The 17019-nt window shown below is 45.6% G+C and carries 9 protein-coding genes; all 9 read right to left on the bottom strand.

What is annotated here, in order from left to right:
• Positions 1 to 492: 492 nt before the first annotated feature.
• The 9 genes from ACXAH1_RS03715 to ACXAH1_RS03675 all read right to left on the bottom strand — a co-directional run bounded on the left by ACXAH1_RS03715 (position 493) and on the right by ACXAH1_RS03675 (position 16984).
• Positions 493 to 2214, bottom strand: coding sequence for a DUF3466 family protein (locus tag ACXAH1_RS03715; RefSeq protein ID WP_475193917.1), 1722 nt, complete (start codon positions 2212 to 2214; stop codon positions 493 to 495).
• 11 nt (positions 2215 to 2225) lie between these two features.
• Positions 2226 to 4139: an ATP-binding cassette ATPase Uup gene (gene uup, locus ACXAH1_RS03710; RefSeq protein WP_253045605.1), complete on the bottom strand. Its 1914-nt coding sequence runs from the start codon at positions 4137 to 4139 to the stop codon at positions 2226 to 2228.
• Position 4140: 1 nt separating this feature from the next.
• A complete protein-coding gene (locus ACXAH1_RS03705) occupies positions 4141 to 4371 on the bottom strand; it encodes a glutaredoxin family protein (protein ID WP_475193911.1) in 231 nt (76 codons plus the stop codon).
• Positions 4364 to 6475, bottom strand: a complete 2112-nt coding sequence (rlmKL, locus tag ACXAH1_RS03700) for a bifunctional 23S rRNA (guanine(2069)-N(7))-methyltransferase RlmK/23S rRNA (guanine(2445)-N(2))-methyltransferase RlmL (RefSeq protein ID WP_475193908.1) — start codon at positions 6473 to 6475, stop codon at positions 4364 to 4366. The genes ACXAH1_RS03705 and rlmKL overlap by 8 nt, the downstream gene beginning before the upstream one ends.
• Positions 6476 to 6575: 100 nt before the next feature.
• Positions 6576 to 7103, bottom strand: a complete 528-nt coding sequence (locus ACXAH1_RS03695) for a cell division protein ZapC domain-containing protein (RefSeq protein WP_253045610.1) — start codon at positions 7101 to 7103, stop codon at positions 6576 to 6578.
• Between the two features lie 246 nt (positions 7104 to 7349).
• Positions 7350 to 8360, bottom strand: a complete 1011-nt coding sequence (gene pyrD / locus ACXAH1_RS03690; protein WP_475193906.1) for a quinone-dependent dihydroorotate dehydrogenase — start codon at positions 8358 to 8360, stop codon at positions 7350 to 7352.
• Positions 8361 to 8614: 254 nt separating this feature from the next.
• Entirely contained in the window at positions 8615 to 13453 is a 4839-nt protein-coding gene (locus tag ACXAH1_RS03685) for an NAD-glutamate dehydrogenase (protein ID WP_475193902.1), read from the bottom strand.
• 202 nt (positions 13454 to 13655) lie between these two features.
• Complete coding sequence (locus ACXAH1_RS03680) at positions 13656 to 15986, bottom strand: efflux RND transporter permease subunit (protein WP_475193900.1); 2331 nt, start codon at positions 15984 to 15986, stop codon at positions 13656 to 13658.
• Positions 15986 to 16984, bottom strand: coding sequence for a WD40/YVTN/BNR-like repeat-containing protein (locus tag ACXAH1_RS03675; protein ID WP_475193897.1), 999 nt, complete (start codon positions 16982 to 16984; stop codon positions 15986 to 15988). The genes ACXAH1_RS03680 and ACXAH1_RS03675 overlap by 1 nt, the downstream gene beginning before the upstream one ends.
• Positions 16985 to 17019: the final 35 nt, after the last annotated feature.

Raw genomic sequence — 17019 nt, 5'->3', positions numbered from 1 at the left:
GTTGCGAACACACCAGAAATTCACTACCCCCTTGTTTATTATGAAGATTATTTATTTGTTGCACTTTTATGAATAACAATATATTTGGAACGTTCCCGGTTGGAATTTATTGTTTACAAACGGCACTGGTAAGAACAGACGTAAGGATGGCTATAATTTAATTATTTAACACTTTAGTGGCAGTCTTTTTATCCGTTACTTTTTTACGAAGATAGGACTCGCTTACAATGAATAAAAAAGCAGAGTAAAAATAGAACAGCAATGAATACTTTGTCGTGGTCAATTGTCAATTCAGATCAGACGATCATGTCTGAAATTGACAATAACTTGCTAAATTCTGAGCAATTAAAAGTATATAGGAAGGTGTGTAGACCTGGCTGGCAGTTTCCACTCAAAAAACCAGTAAGAAGTTTTAAAACTCTGTGTTTGTATGCTAAATCCGGCAAATAACAAGGGCACAGCCGCGGACGATTGGGCCCTTGCTAACAGGTATTATCTGCGGCGTCTGCGACGTGTCCATGCCAAAGGCAGCGCAAGCATAGATAGCCAGCTCAAAGAAGCAGACTGACGCTCGTACGTTTCCGCTTCCGGCTCAGCACACTGCTCCAACTCTGTGCTACCGGTTTGAGTCAGCACCACAGACACCACAATTGACTCTGATGCATCATTGCCATTCGCGTCTTTATCTGGTTTTCCCAGCGAGTCTAGCTTTCCAACCGTTTTGGTTGCAACTGCATATATAGTATTGTCATCCGTGATGCGGATCGCTTCGGATACGGTATATGGAAAGTCATCGCTTTTACAAGGCAGTAAATCATTGATGTTAGTTAGCTTCTCATCACCGATTTTATACATGAAACCTTCATAGCGAGGACTAGTTACATTTTTCTCAACCTCGCCTTGACCAACCATATATCCAGCATTATTAATGTCTCTGACAAAAGTGTCTGAGCCATTGAAATAGGTAGGGAGCTCTACAAACTTTTTATCATTCATGTCGTAGTAATACCCGGTCACGTCGAATAAAGAGCCCTGGTTCTGCCTGCCTACGTATCCCGCAATCACATTGCTGTCGTTGATATCAACAGCAAACCCTGCCTGATAAATGTCATCATGCTCGCGCAAAGTGAAAAACTGACCATCCTGATAATAGCCTGGCTCTTCAAAGGCCTTGAGGCTATCGTCAATCCTGACTCTGGACTTACCTACGGCAATACCTGCTTTATTGATGGCAAATGCAGAACTATAGAACGGGTTGTTTTCATCATCCTTACGCTCCAGACCAATACCCAGATCTTTTGTATCAATGACATTGAAATCTTTATCCAACGTCCATTGGTAAGCTCGCAGATCATAGACACCTCGTCCCTGACGCCAGATACACACCGCTTCAGGCTCATCTTTATCATCACAGTTGTCAGTAATCGTGGTTTGACTGTTTTCAGGTAGGCCCACAGATGCCTGACCAACGATCAGGTAGTTACCTTCGTCTGTCAGGGTTATATCATTTGCAATGCTGTAGCCGCCATATTCAGTAAACGGGGGCTCAAGAGTAACACGCTTGCCACCTGGAGAGATCACTATCCCACGCGCATGCCAGTCACGAACAAAATAGGTTTTTGCCTCACTCTCTCCGTCAGGGGTAAACGTGATTTTTTTAAAAGGCGCAGACCCCCAGGCTACCACAGTGCCATCTGCCGCGATGGCAGTCATTGCATTACTGACGGAACGTGTCAGTCCCGCATAGTCGGGCGACTCTACATCAAAAATGTCAATCAAATTAGTAGTGGTACCGGTGAATTCAAGCCCAGCAACAGAACTGATTTTCTGAAATTCAGCGCTAGCACTTTGCGTATTAGACGATAAATAGCTCAGCATAAAAGTGTGCGCATCTGCATCTGTTGAAAGCGCGTCACCATTTTCTATATCATCTAAGGTGAATTCGATGGTTTCACCTTTCTTTACTGATTGATCCTTGTAGAGTTCGTAATATTCGGTGAGCGACGTGTCCGAAAAATCAATATAGCTAATGTCGACTGGCAAGTTATACAAACCTGTCACACGGCCAATGGCGTCACCACTTTCGTTAACATCAGAGACATAATGCATTTTGCCAATGTCGCTGGTTGGTAATTCAGTGAGTTTGTACGGTGCGGCAATTGCCTGACCAGATAGGCCGAAAATAATACTGGCGGCCATAAGTGAATATTTCATTTCAATCCTTACTACTGATTCTGTAATGCTTCTAATTCTTCCCAACGCTCAAACGCGGCTTCAAGCTTGGACTCAAGGTCAGCCAAATGGTTCAACGCGGTTTGGGTCGTTTCAGGATCTTGCTTAAAAAACTCCGGTGAATTCACCAGGTTTTGTTGCTCTTCCAGCTCGTTTTCCAGAGCCTCTACTTTACCCGGCAATGCTTCCAGTTCAAGCTTTAATTTGTAGCTTAACTTGCCTGATTTGTTTTTATTGGCGGCTTTTTTGTTATCGCTCGCTTGCTGCTTCTCTTTGTCGAGCTTTTCCAACGCTTTTTGCTGCTCAAGCCGTTGCGCCCGGTACGCCTCAAAATCACTAAAGCCACCGACAATCTCCGTGACTTTGCCCTGGCCTTCAAACGCCCATACACTGTTACAGGTATTATCAATAAATTCCCTGTCGTGACTAACAATCAGGATTGTTCCCTGGTACTGGTTGATGATCTCTTCCAGCAATTCCAGTGTTTCGATATCCAAGTCATTGGTTGGCTCATCCAGTACCAAAACGTTTGAAGGCTTGAGGAATAGCTTGGCCAACAGCAGGCGGTTCTTCTCTCCACCCGACAATGCTTTAACCGGCGTGCGCGCTCTCGCTGGCGGGAACAAGAAGTCTTGCAGATACCCCAGAACATGGCGGCTTCGGCCCCCCATTTGTACTTCCTGCTTACCTTCCGCGACATTGTCCTGAACCGTTTTCTCCTCGTCCAGCTTTTCCCGGTATTGGTCAAAATAAGCAACTTCAAGGTTAACGCCCTGTTTTACTTTACCTTTATCCGGAGCTATATCACCAAAGAGAATTTTGAGTAGCGTCGTTTTACCTACTCCGTTGGGACCAATTAAGCCAACCCGATCGCCGCGCATAACCAGAGTCGAGAATTCATCGACTATGCGTTTATCTTTGAAGGCATGGCCAATATGTTGCGCCTCAAATACCAATTTGCCTGAACGTTCAGCTGATTCAATGTTAAAGTCAGTCTTGCCAACTTGCTCAACCCGTTGCTTACGCTCTACCCGCAGTGCTTTGAGGGCTCTGACACGGCCTTCATTGCGAGTACGACGCGCTTTGATCCCTTGTCGGATCCAAGCCTCTTCCTCGGCTAGTTTTTTGTCAAATAAGGCGTTTTGTGCTTCTTCAACTTTTAGGTCGTGCGCTTTTTGCTCCAGGTACTTAGCATAATCTCCCGGATAAGAGATAAGCTTACCGCGGTCCAGATCAAGAATACGAGTCGCAACACCGCGGATAAATGCCCGGTCGTGAGATATAAAAACAATCCCGCCTTTGAACTCTTTCAAAAACTGTTCAAGCCATTCAACACTGCTCATGTCAAGGTGGTTGGTCGGTTCATCCAGCAATAACAGATCTGGATCGCTCACCAAAGCCTTTGCCAGAGCCACTTTTCGTAACCAGCCACCAGATAACTTTTCTAGTTTCATATTGGCCGTAAGCTGTAATTGAGTTAGAACAAGCTTGATACGACTTTCAAACCGCCAGGCATCTTTCGCTTCAATGTCTGCGGATAAACGCTCAAGTCGACTCAAAAGATTACTCGAATGATCGCTCTGCAAGGCTTCACTGACGTTATGATAGTCAATTAGCAGTTGGGCGATATCAGGCAGGCCACCGGCTACGTAATCGAATACACTGCCCTGTGCACCTTTCGGCGGATCTTGCTCCAACCGTGAAACTTTTAACCCTGATACCCGGTTGATTTCTCCATCATCCAGTTGAACCTGGCCATCCAGCACTTTTAGCAGGGTTGACTTTCCGGCGCCGTTACGGCCAACAATACAGACCCGCTCTCCGGCTTCAATCACCGCGTCGGCTTGGTCTAACAAGGGGTGAGTACCAAAAGCCAGCTGGGCTCTCGCTATTCTGATTAAATCCATCTTACTTTAACAACTCTTTTATATCTTGTTCTGTAAAAGGCCAGAACAGGGTTCTGGCACTCTCTGTTGACTTAAGTACGGGAATTGATGTCTGATATTCAGCCATCAGCTGAGGATCGTCCACTATGTCCTTATGTATGACAACATCACTGGTGACACACCTGAGTACCAGCTCATAAGCCTGCTCACAAAGATGACAACCGTCAGTATAAAATAATGTGAGTTTAGCCATGGGTGATCAACCAGCTGTTGTGGATTTGTTTATTACGCTTGAAATCCGGCGACAAGGTTTTATCTGATACATTCTCTGCTTTGAGGCCTAATCCCATCAGACCGACTTCATCCATTTTAAAGCCTCGCTTGTTATTGGAGAACAGCAAAGTACCACCCGGGCTAAGAATTTTCTTCACCCATTCAAGCAGCTGGATATGGTCGCGCTGAACGTCAAACACCTCTTTCATACGCTTTGAATTCGAAAAGGTCGGCGGATCGAGGAAGATCAAATCATATTGGCCCTGCGCATGTTCAAGCCACTTAAGACAATCTGCCTGCTCAAACCTAAAACGTGGGTTACGCAACTCATTTAACGCGAAGTTCTCTTCTGCCCACTTCAGGTAAGTTTTAGACATATCGACGGTAGTCACGGCTTTTGCGCCACCAAGTGCCGCGTGGACCGACGCACTGCCGGTATATGCAAACAAGTTAAGTACACGTTTGTTCTTGGCATTTTGCTGAATATAGCGTCTGGCCAGTCGGTGATCTAAGAACAATCCGGTGTCCAGGTAATCGAACAAGTTAACTTTGAACTTGGCGCCAAACTCTTCAACTACTTGTACCCGGTTTTGTTTACTGAGCGCGTTATACTGCTCCTGGCCTTTTTGTTTCTTACGTACCTTAACCGCAATATTGCTGGGGTCGATATCTAAGGTCTCAGCAGTCAAAGTAATGATGTCTTGGAGGCGTTTATTTGCAATCTGCTCGTCTATTTCTTTCGGTGCAGCATACTCAAACACCACAGCACTGTCACCATAGACATCCACTGCGACATTATACTCTGGAATATCGGCATCATAGACACGATAAGCCTGGACCTGTTCTTTTTTAAGCCAGCTTTTTAATGATTGCTTGTTCTTTTTAACACGGTTAGCAAATGCCCGGGATTGCTCAAAATGCAACGCCCCCGACTGTTCATTTTGTGCCACCTGACGCTCGTCCATGTCATACAGATACAGTGCAACATCGAGCGGACCGTTTTTAAACTTATAGCGTTTTTTCGACGACAGTTTCAGCGTTTTAAACAGTGCTTCATCTGTGCCAAGTAACGCCAAAGACCAGTCTTTGTAATGCTTTTTAAAGCGCTCGCCCATGCCTCTATATAAGTTAATCAGCTCCGCCATTGACCCTAAACGCTCACCATAAGGTAAGTTACTTAGTAATGTCCCCGGGCGCTTAGCAACACAGGTCAGTTTACTGGCATCCCCTTCGCTAAAACGAATGATGTCCTCCAGTCCGGCTCGCTTCGCATTTCCTCTGGCGGTATCCAAGACCTGGACATCAATATCCTGACCAATGATCCATAAGGGTTTATCCACTTGCGCCTGTTTTAACTCAGTTTTCAGTTCCTTAAATTTAGCGTCACGAAAACCTGGTAAGCGCTTGAAGGCAAAATCTTTGTTCAGATTGGCAGGGATGTTTAGTGCCATACTGGCTGCTTCAATCAGTAAAGTGCCTGAACCACAGCACGGATCAAACAGAGGTTTTGATGTATCGCTCAGCCAACCACTGCGCTGCACCAAAGCGGCAGCCAGATTTTCGCGGATAGGTGCTCTACCCTGTTTGGTGCGATAACCTCTGTCCGACAGACGCGGACCAGAATAATCTATATAAAGCGCAATCTTTTGCTTATTGAGCTTCGCGATAACGCGAACATTGGCATCTTGCTTATCGACTGATGGACGTTGCTCGTACAGGTCCTGAAAATAATCAACAATGGCATCTTTGATCACCAGGCCAGAAAATTGGGTGTTTTTCAGTTCCCGGTTAGTGCCGTTAAATTCAATCGCAAACGTCTGTTTTGGACCAAACCATTCCTGCCAACCCTGAAAGCGAGCAAATTTATACAAGTCATCTTTGTTGTTGATGTTTTCGTGCTCATCAATCAGCATCATCACACGCGTTGCGAAACGCGTGGTCATACAGAATTTTTGAACTGCCAGGCTATCCGCGGTAAAGCGAACTGAACCGACAGTTTGTTTGACGACTTCAAGTCCCTGAGACTGAAGCTCTTCAAGCAACAGGTTTTCAATACCGATAGACGTTAAGGCGATAAACTGCAATGTAAATACTCAGTAATTTCAATTGCAGCGAGTATAACACAGCAAGCGGCGGTGTGTGCAGCCTAGTCATATGACATAAGCCAGAATGATTGGGTTGTTATCAGGCTGATTGAGTAAGCTTATGTGCCTGAATAAGCGGATGTACCCTGTCATTGAGCACTTTTATAGCCTGAAATTGCTCAAGCTCGATGTTCTCATCTAACATAAATCCATGGGTAAGATTGATACACAGGCTGCTCTCCTGATTATGATCCACAATCAAGAATTCACCTGGCTGGCATTTCGAATGTAAAGTGATAACGGCATCCACCAGAGGCTGGCCGCCAGTATAGCTTTTAAAAAACCAGCTTTTGGCTTGCACGGGGAGTAAATGGAATTTAGCCGCGGTGGCATTGAGTGCAATTTGGCAACATTGGGGCTCGGACCAGACTTTAAATCCGAGTAAATAGTCGTACACATTACGGTAGAAGGCGGCCTCATCCACACTCATATCGACGCTGTGCAGTGAGTCTTCCGTGAGTTGTCTTAGACGAAACGGCGTACACAACTGAAGGTCGTCGCCTAAGTCCACAAGCAGTCTGTTTCTGTGGCTACATCTTATCCAACGCCACTCTTTGGATGCTTGCAAAACTGACCTCCTGATATCAATGTGTTACGTATTTAAGACCTGCTCAGAAGTATATCGCGAATTATCACAGTGTAAAAATTTTTGTAATAACAAATTGTTTTAGATCATCGCGTTATATGAATGATCTTTATAAGGAAAAAACGATCATCCTTGCAAAAAAATGATCGTTTAAGTGAAGCATTGCTGTATGCGCCACAATATTACAGATTAATTACACATACATTCAATTACTTATAGAACAGCTGCTTAGATCTCTGTGACGATCTTTCTGATCAACTGAGGCCCTTCATAGATAAAACCTGTGTAAACCTGTACTAAATCCGCACCCGCATTGAGCTTTTCTTTTGCCGCAGCAGCACTGTCGATCCCGCCGACACCAATAATAGGTAGCTTGCCTTCAGTCATTCGTTTTAGTTCACTAACAACCTGGGTGGACTTTTCACGTACCGGACGACCAGATAAACCACCGGCTTCCTCAGCATGTTCCAATCCTTTGACCGCGTCGCGTGATAATGTGGTATTGGTTGCAATCACACCATCGATGCGGTTATTCACTAACGACTCAGCAATTTGCTGCAATTGCACTGCATCCACATCTGGGGCAATTTTGACCAGCATAGGAACCGACTTCTTATGCTTCTCAATCAAATCAACCTGTTCATTTTTCAGACTTTGCAACAAGTCATCTAAGGCCTCGCCGTACTGCAAATCCCTCAATCCCGGCGTATTAGGTGAGGAAATATTGACTGTGATATATGACGCGTGCTCAAAAACTTTACGCATACAATGGATATAGTCGTCTTTGCCCTGCTCATTTGGTGTGTCTTTGTTTTTACCAATATTGATACCCAGGATCCCCTGATAGCGAGCTGCTTTAACATTCGCAACCAGATTATCAACCCCTTTGTTATTAAAGCCCATGCGGTTAATGATGGCATTGGCTTCTGGCAAACGAAATATGCGTGGCTTGTCATTGCCAACCTGGGGTCTGGGTGTAACTGTACCAACTTCAATGAACCCAAAACCCATCTGGCTGAACGCATCAATGCACTCTGCATTTTTGTCTAAGCCTGCCGCGAGCCCTACCGGGTTATCAAACTCGAGACCCAGAAAATTAACCGGTTTCTTTGGAAGTGACTGTGACCAGGTCATACTTAATGGGGTATTCGCGAAGCGGCGTAAATTTCCGAGTGCAAAATCATGAGCCCACTCGGCATCTTTACTGAACATATAGCGACGCGCTAAATCATAAAACATGGAGACTCCTTAAGTTCCTAGTAACGTATGACACCAAGCACATTAATGCGTAACCAATCTGAAGGATAAAATCTGCCGCTGACTAAGTAAAAGATTTTTTTTGTACAACTAAACAGAAAAATCTTTGCCTGGTTATCGTCGAGATTTTCTTGCCTCACAATGGTTAGACAATTAATGAAGCGACTTGGTATCAATTTCAAATCTGGGATAAAAAAATACCCCAGCAAAGCCGGGGTATTTTAACGGGTTATTTTCTATTTGGAAGTGTCACAGTTGTGACTCAACAACATCAGTTCACGCAATGCCACTGAGAACTTCGCAAAGTCATGGCTTTGCGACGTTTTAAACTCAGCCAGCATCTGCTGCCAGCGTAGCAGCAAGGTCGACTGATTTTCCATCCACTGATTGATCAGTGAATCAACATCGTGGTCATCGCCCTCAAAGCTGTTCAATACAACTTCAGACAATGCACGTTGTTGCCAGTCCAGCTCTTCACGGTAAGAGGCACGTGCAAGCGCCTGCCAGTGGTTTGCAACAGGTTGTGCAGTGATCTGATCCAGGAACCAGTGCAGACCCATATTCGCACCCAGTTTGAAGTATGTGTTAGACACCACATCAATCGCGCGACCCGAGTTTGCAGCTACTTCTGCCAGGTCCATGACTGAGAACAAGCTAGACAGAGAAACAATGCGCATAGCGATTTGCTCTGGTACACCTTGTGCGATAAGTGCATCGGCTTTTTCAGCCAAACGTGCACTTTCTTCTTCAACCATGTAGTTGTTCAGGTTGTTGCTTAGATCTGCAAAGGTCGGCGCAAAGAACGCGATGGTTTCTTCAATCGTCATACCTTTGTTACGGTGACGCAAGAACCAACGTGTTGTACGACGTACAGTGCGGCGTAGCTGATACAGCATTTCAGTCTGAACAGCCGAAGGAATATGGTTATCCAGTGCTGCGATTGACTGCCAGGTATCCTTCATTTCAAAAATTTCGCTGGCAATTGAATAGCACAGCGCAATTTCTGCTTCCGTTGCACCGGTTTCTTCGTGCATACGGATCATGAAGTTCAGACCCATATCATTAACGATGTTATTGGCCAGTTTAGTCGCAATAATTTCTTTACGCAGTGGGTGGTTATCCATCGCCGCGTTAAAGCGCTCACGCAGAGGCACCGGGAATGAATTCACTAACAGCTGACGGTAGTATGGATTCTCCGAAATCTCATCAACAACCAGTGATTCTTTCAACACCATCTTAGAGTAAGAAACCAATACAGACAGCTCTGGACGAGTCAGGTCAGAACCTGCCGCAGCACGCTCAGCCAGCTCTTCATCGGTCGGCAGGAACTCGATGGTACGGTCCAGCTTACCCTCTTTTTCCAGCGCATGGATAAAGCGGATCTTCTCTTTCAGTGTTGCCGGGCCTTTCGACTTAGTGATAGACAAGGTATGTGTTTGACGGTAACAGTCAGCCAGTACCAGTTCAGACACTTCGTCCGTCATAGCATACAGTAGTTCATCACGCTGCTTCTTAGTCAGATCACCCTCAGCAACCAGACCGTTCAACAGGATCTTGATGTTTACTTCGTTATCCGAGCACGCCACGCCACCTACGTTATCAATGAAGTCGGTGTTTATGCGTCCGCCTTTCTCGGCAAACTCGATACGACCCAGTTGCGTTGCACCCAGGTTACCACCTTCACCGAAGATCTTAGCACCCAGTTCTGACCCATCGATACGTAGACCGTCGTTCGCACGGTCGCCTACATCTGCATTGGATTCAGACTTAGCTTTAATATATGTTCCGATACCGCCGTTCCATAACAGATCAGCCGGCATTTTAAGTAGGGCCTTTATCAGCTCGTTTGGTGTCATGCTGACTTTTTTGGTGCCCAGCATCTTTTTCATTTCAGCCGTCAGGTTAATTGACTTAGCTGCACGAGAGAAAACACCGCCCCCTTCCGAGATCAGCTCTTTGTTGTAATCTTCCCAGCTTGAGCGAGGCAGATTAAACAAGCGTTCACGCTCTACATAAGAGCTTGCTGCATCCGGGTTCGGGTCGATGAAAATGTGCATGTGGTTAAAGGCTGCCTGCAGGCGAATGTGCTTAGACAGCAACATACCATTACCAAATACGTCACCACCCATGTCACCGATACCAACCGCGGTGAAATCTGTAGTCTGACAGTCGATGTCCATTTCACGGAAGTGACGTTTAACCGACTCCCAGGCACCTTTCGCTGTGATACCCATTTTCTTGTGGTCATAACCAATTGAACCACCAGAGGCAAATGCATCACCCAACCAGAAGTTGTATTCTTCAGCAATGCCATTGGCAATATCAGAGAAAGTAGCTGTGCCTTTGTCTGCGGCAACAACCAGATACGGGTCATCTTCGTCATGACGTACGACGTCTACCGGCGGTACTATCTCACCATGACTGATGTTATCTGTGATATCTAACAGGCCACGGATAAACATCTTGTAGCATTCCTGGCCTTCTTTAAAGAAGCCCTCTCGATCATTAGGCAGTTGTTTACATACAAACCCACCTTTTGAGCCAACAGGTACAATTACCGTGTTTTTAACCTGCTGCGCTTTAACCAGACCCAGAACTTCGGTACGGAAGTCTTCACGACGGTCAGACCAGCGAAGACCACCACGAGCTACCTTGCCACCACGCAGGTGAACACCTTCTACGCGCGGTGAGTAGACGAAGATTTCAAACGCTGGTAACGGCAGTGGCATTTCTGGAATGGCACGAGGATTAATCTTAAATGAAATATATGACTTGTTTGTGCCGTCCGCTTCTTTTTGATAGAAGTTAGTGCGCAGTGTTGCGTTGATCATGTCAACGTACATGCGAATGATACGGTCATCATCCAGGTTCGCAACATTTTCAAGTTCCAGGTAGATTTTCTCAATCAGCTTGTCCAGCGTTTTCTGTGCCGCTTTCTTTGCAGGAGAGAATTTCTTCACAAATAGCTCTACAATTTGCGCTGCGATGTGTGGATAGTGCTCAAAGGTATTTTCGATATAAGATTGCGAGAATGTCACACCGATCTGACGCATATACTTAGCATACGCACGCAAAATAGACGCTTCACGACCGGTCATGCCGCCAAGCAGGACCATACGGTTAAAACCATCGCTTTCCAGACGGTTATTCCACACGTTAGTCAATGCGGCGCGAAAACGTGCTGAAACTTTATCGAAATCAGCAATGCCTTTGGAGTCGATCATCATGGAGAAATCCATGATCCAGTTTACCTGACCATCGCTGCTCTTGATTGCATAAGGTGTTTCACCAATGACGCGCAGGCCAAAGTTTTCCAACATAGGCATAACATCGGAAAGATGGATAGGAACGTCTTTGTGGAACAGGCTCAGGCGTACGATTTCACTGTTAGCTTCTTCCTGAGGACGGTAGAAAAGCATTTCCAGCTTTTTCTCATCGCTCAGTTGCTCCAGCTTCTCAATGTCGACCACTGCGGCACTAGGTAAAACCTGATCTTTGTATGAGTGTGGGAACGCGTTAGCATATTTGCGGTTTAGCTCGTTACCACGGGTTTCTCCATTACTGCCAAGCAATGCAGATTGTAGTTTATCTTCCCAAGTGCGAGCGGCTTCTGCCAGATTGTTTTCGATGTCTTTCACGTTGTACTTAATACTGTTATCTGCCACACGCACGATGTAATGCGTTCTCGCCAGTGTGGACTCTGAGAAAAAGGTCGTAAACTCAACTTTTTCATTGGACTTAAATGCATCTGCCAATAACTTTTGAGTTTCACGACGTAGTGCCGTGTTATAGCGCTCACGTGGTACATAGACCATACATGAGAAGAAACGTCCGTATACATCACGGCGGACGAACAGACGACACATGTCGCGTTCCTGAATTTGCAAAACACCTGTCGCAACTTCTAATAGCTCGGCTTCGCGGGCCTGCACGAGTTCATCACGCGGGTACGTTTCCAGCAGGTTCAGTACCGCCTTGTAAGCGTGCGTCCCTTCAGCAAAGTCACACTGCTCCATAATGCGTTGGATCTTGCTCTTAAGGACTGGTACATCTGCCGCACTATTATTATAAAAACTTGATGAGAACAAACCAATGAAGCGGTCTTCGCCGATCACATTGCCCTGCTCGTCAAAACGCTTAATACCGACATAATCAATGTAAGCTGGACGATGAACACGAGACAATGAATTAGTCTTAGTTAAAATCAGCAGGTTTTTACTGCGCGCTTCTTTACGCGCAACTTCTGGCAATTCTGAAAGCAGACGGCCACCATCGTGGCTTGAGTTTTTCATCAAACCCAGGCTGGTGTCTGGCACTGCCCGTAATTCGTGATCCCCTTGTACAGGCACTAAGTCATATTGACGATAGCCCATAAAGGTGAAGTTATCTGAAGATAGCCATTCAAGGAACTCAACCGCTTCATCGACTTCTGCCTGAGAGCAGTCATGGTGACGCGATGGGATTTCTTTACTGACTGCAACCAGCTTATCGCGGATTGGCTTCCAGTCTTCAACGGCCACAGACACGTCTTTTAATACTGATTCCAGTTCCTCGGTGAACTCTTTGATTGCCTTAGCATCGGTCTGACGATCAATCTCAATGAAAAACACCGTCTTGGTCGACGATGATTCTTGATCTGCTTTTAAATTTGATAGTGCAGTGATCTTATTATTACTGTCGCGCTTGATTTTAAGCGGGCTATGTAACAGTAGGTGAGACACGATGTTTTTACGGCTAAGCGCCATGCGCACAGAATCAACCAAAAATGGCATGTCTTTCGCGATGATCTCTACGATCGTGTGAGAGGATTGCCAGCCATCTTTGGCGACTTCAGGGTTGAAAACGCGAATAACCGCATCGTCAGAGGCATTCTTTTCAAGAGAATTCCAAAGACTCAATGCGGCTCCGTATAAGTCACTGTCGTTACGATGTGCCAAGTCCTCTTTAGACATATTGCTGTACAAGGCTTTGGCAAAAGTTTCAACGAGCGACACGTTTTCGGCATGAACTTTTTTGTGGATCAGCTTGGTGACGTTATCCAGGATAACCGATGCTGGACCTTCATTTTGTGTCATTATGTGTTCCTTAATCTATACCACCTTTGAACGGTAGATTATTTGTACAGCCATTTATTAGCGTGGAGTCATGTGAATTTTAACCTTTCTGGCGCTAATAAAAAGCCTTTTCGACGAAAACATTATAGCCTTTTCAGCCGGTTGGTCAGATATTCACTAAATATAGATATAAATGGCCGAAACCGGCCATTTATAAGCACTTTTATTCACACTTTTTTTTCTGGTCTGTCCAGATTAAGGTTCCTATTGCAGGTAATAATAAAACCGCACCCAACATATTAACCAGGAACATAAAGGTTAATAATATCCCCATATCCGCCTGGAACTTGAGCGCCGAGAAAATCCAGGTACTGACACCTATCGCTAATGTAATCCCAGTGAACAAGACTGCACTGCCTCTTTCAGCCAGCGCATTACGATACGCATGTGAAAGTGGCATGCCCTGTTTGAGCTGTGTCATCATAGAAGACAGGATATAGATACCATAGTCGACACCAATGCCCACGCCCAAAGCAATTACTGGTAAGGTAGATACAGTCAGGCCAATTTCGAGTTTGACCATCAATGCTTGTGCCAGAGTCGATACTATATACAAAGGCAATACAACGGCGATAGTCGCGCGTATACTTCTGAAGCTAATCAGACATAGTATAATCACTGCGCCATACACGTAAATCATCATAGGCAGCTGCGCCGCCGATACAGACTCGTTCGTTGCAGCCATTACACCTATGGGACCAGACGCAAGTTTAAATTGCACTGTATCTGTGCCCTCTTCCTTAGCAAAAGCTTTGATCTGAGACACCACATTATCTATGGTCTGGGCCTTGTGATCGGCCATGAATATGATGATAGGCATCACAGAGCAATCACCATTTAGCAGACCGGTACTCGTTTCTACACGAGACGTAGCCTGCACCAGAGATGCACTGTTACGTGGCAGAGTTTGCCATTTCAGATTACCCTCGTTATAACCCGCGTTGACAGATTGCGCGACTGAGCTCAAAGACACAGCTGACTGAACGCCCGGTAAGTTTTCCACACGCCATTGGAAACGACTGATCCTATCCATCGTATCATGCTCAGTACAAGCAGCAGGATAAGCCTCTACCAGTACTTTAAGGATGTCAGATGAAATTGCGTAGCGATCAGAGATCAGAAAAGTATCCTGATTGTAACGTGCATCCTCATGCAGCGCTGGTGCACCGGCATGTAGATCACCGATTTGCATATGCTGAGATTGCCAGTAGCCCAGACCAAATAGCACCGCACTCACCAGTAAAATAACACGTGCAACTCGTTTGTCGGTGGTTTTAACTAAGGCTTCACGCAACGCCGTAAATAACCTGTGGCTCAGAGAGTTACCATCATCAACACGGTGAATTTTGCTGGAATTGTAGTAAGACGCCAGAATTGGTAGCAATATCAGGTTAGTGAAAATAATCACAGCCACACCTAAACTCGCGGTGATCGCCAGTTCACGAATGATGCCGATATCGATGGCAAGCAAGGTCAAAAAGCCCACTGTATCTGATAGTAAAGCGATACCACCCGGGATTAACAAGGCTTTGAAGCTCGCTTCTGCGGCCACTTTACTGCTCACGCCTTCCGCCACTTTTTTACCAATCGCGTTGATCATTTGCACACCATGGCTCACACCAATTGCAAAGACAAGGAAAGGCACCAGGATAGACATGGGATCTAAACCAAACCCTAGTATAGTGAGCAGGCCCATTTGCCATACCACGGCAATCAAGGAGCACATAATAGGCAAGAGCGTTAACTTGAAGCTCTTACAGAATAGCCACACCATCACAAAGGTAAACAAAATCGCGACCGCAAAAAACAGCACAACGCCTTTTGCTCCATCTGCGATATCGCCAGCCATCTTGGCAAAGCCAATAATATGGATAGAGACTTTATCTGTGCTCAGTGGTGCACGAATTTCACTTTCCAGTTTTTTAGCAAACGCCAATGTATCGAGCTTTTCCTGCGTTTGTGGGTCAATTTCCATTAACTGAGCAGTTACCATGGCACAGGAGTAGTCGCTGGCCACCATGCGCCCTACGACTTTGGCTTTTTCTATATTTTGTTTAACAACTGCGAGTCCGGCCTCGTCCGCCGTAAAATTAGCCGGAATGATAGGGCCACCGGCAAATCCATCTTCCACGACCTCAACAAAACGCGCGCTGGGCGCAAAAATCGAGTTCACCAGAGGACGGTTTACACCGGGAATAAAGTAAAGTTGGTCATGAACGGCTTTTAACTGGGAAAAAAATTCGGGGTTAAAGATATCACCGTCTGCGTCACACACCGAAATAAGGATACTGTTCGCACCGCCAAATTGCTTTTCATGCTTGAGGTATACTTTCATATACTCATGATTTAACGGAATGTTTTTATTAAAAGATGCATCGAGCTGGATGTGGGTTGTGCGGTAACCCAAAAATAAAGTGGCCACAATGAACATAAAGATCATCGCAACTCTGTGTCTGAACACGACATACACAAGTTGGTTTAACAATGACTGCATTAGTGTTTAGCCTCTACTATCTGGATCCCTTGTTCAGTCGCCAGGACCAGTTTTCCATTGAATAAAACGCCGGCCATAATGGATTTGCCATTTTTCAGCTGCTTACTGGATAACCCGTCTTCGGTTCGGTTGAAAATCACACCGCTGTTTGCAAAGAGGTACTGCTGCTTATCAACAGACAGAACTTGATTAATAGTTGCGGTTTTACTGAGTGCCAAGCGATTGAACGAGGAGAGATCAGAGTCGGATATAAATGCATTTCCGCGCAGACCGGCTGTGAGTATACGGCCATCAGACGTTTTATTTACTGAAAACAGTGAGCCTGCGTAAAAACTTGGCATTCTCTGCCAGCTTTTTCCGGCGTCCTTACTGACGGCAAACAGACCCATTTCTCCAGCCAGATAATGGTCTGAACCATCAATCATAAGTGAGTTAAAGTGAGGGAGAATGAACGCAGTTTCGTCTTCATAAGCGACGGGGTCTTCTTCTTTCAGGTCGGCCAGATACTCAATGTCATCCGGGTGGACAAAGGCATCAATAAAGCGCTTTTGCCAGTTTCTTCCACCGTCTGTGGTTTCGTACATCATGCCATAGGCACCCACAGCATACCCAATTTGCTCACTAGCAAAGGTAATATCCAGACAGGGCTTTTCGATGTCTGGTAAATGTTGCTGGATCTGCCAGCTCTGACCACCGTCCTCGGTGTTCAGAATTGTAGCGTCATGACCACATGCCCAGCCTTTGCTTTCACTTACAAAAGTCACCGCAGTTAATAAGCTTTGCACAGGAACCTGGGCTTGTTGCCATTTATTCCCATCACTACTTGTGACGATCGTGCCGTATTTGCCAACTGCAACGAGCCGGGAGCCTGTAAAACTGATATCTGTTAGTAATGTGCGCTGTGGATGTGCCACCATTAGTGCATCAGAAGCTGCGACTACTGCATCACTTTGCATTGCCAGAACAGCAATCGTGGTTGCGACTAACTTCTTAATCATGATGAATACTCGAAAATTATTGTGAGAGAGAAATA

The sequence above is a fragment of the Pseudoalteromonas sp. AWH4_217 genome (assembly GCF_056161105.1).
This window is presented reverse-complemented; position numbering and strand designations above follow the sequence as displayed.